The sequence below is a fragment of the Dellaglioa sp. CoH-57-MRSF-19 genome (assembly GCF_056781975.1).
Genome location: NZ_JBXAXW010000218.1, coordinates 1 through 311, shown reverse-complemented (window position 1 = coordinate 311; position 311 = coordinate 1). Strand labels below are relative to the sequence as shown.

1 pseudogene is annotated in these 311 nt (G+C 60.5%); it reads left to right on the top strand.

What is annotated here, in order from left to right:
• Nucleotides 1-307 (top strand): annotated as a pseudogene (locus tag AC1RO3_RS08995) (hypothetical protein); the annotation flags it as partial.
• Nucleotides 308-311: the final 4 nt, after the last annotated feature.

The following is a 311-nucleotide window of genomic DNA, read 5'->3' as shown; positions in this document are numbered from 1 at the left end:
ACCTACTACGATCCCGGGCCATCCAGACGCAGATGCGGTCGCAACGCCGGCACCTGTCGCAGCTCCTGTTGCTGAGGCTGCTGTCGAACAAGCTGCTTCGGAAGTTAAGGCAGATGAATCGCCTGCCGAAGTTGCTCAGGAGCCCGTGGCTGAACAAGAGGCCTCGGCCCCAGAAGCGCAAGAATCAGCACCTGAGGCGGAAGCTCAAGAGCCGGCACATGATGCAGGGACCGACGAGGCTGTGGAACATCAGGAAGCTGCACAAGAACAGGCCGACGGCGCTGCTGACGAGCACACTGCTGAGTAATCCT